Annotated in this window: 1 rRNA gene; it reads left to right on the top strand. The window is 52.3% G+C overall.

Annotated features, from left to right (window positions below):
- Positions 1-554, top strand: a 23S ribosomal RNA gene (locus EIZ37_RS25650); the annotation flags it as partial.

Genomic DNA, 554 nt, shown 5'->3' with positions numbered 1-554 from the left:
GCTAGGAGCCGATGAAGGACGCAACGAACTGCGATAAGCCTCGGGGAGCGGTAAGTACGCTTCGATCCGGGGATCTCCGAATGGGGCAACCCACCATCCGTAATGGGATGGTATCCGTTAGTGAATACATAGCTAACGAGAAGGCAGACCCGGTGAACTGAAACATCTAAGTAGCCGGAGGAAGAGAAAACAATAGTGATTCCCCCAGTAGTGGCGAGCGAACGGGGAAGAGCCTAAACCGTAGGGTTTACCCTACGGGGTTGTGGGGCGTCTCACATGGAGTTACAAAGGATTGATGTAGATGAACAGCTTGGGAAGGCTGACCAGAGAGCGTGACAGTCGCGTAATCTAAACATCAATCCCTCCGAGACCAACCCCGAGTAGCACGGGACACGTGAAATCCCGTGTGAATCTGGCAGGACCATCTGCTAAGGCTAAATACTACCTAGCGACCGATAGTGAACCAGTACCGTGAGGGAAAGGTGAAAAGCACCCCGGGAGGGGAGTGAAATAGTACCTGAAACCGTGTGCTTACAAATAGTCGGAGCACTTTT

Source organism: Brevibacillus migulae (assembly GCF_004521915.1).
Classification (GTDB): domain Bacteria; phylum Bacillota; class Bacilli; order Brevibacillales; family Brevibacillaceae; genus Brevibacillus_F; species Brevibacillus_F migulae.
Note: the sequence above shows the minus strand (reverse complement) of the source record. Positions and strands in the feature narration are given on the sequence as shown.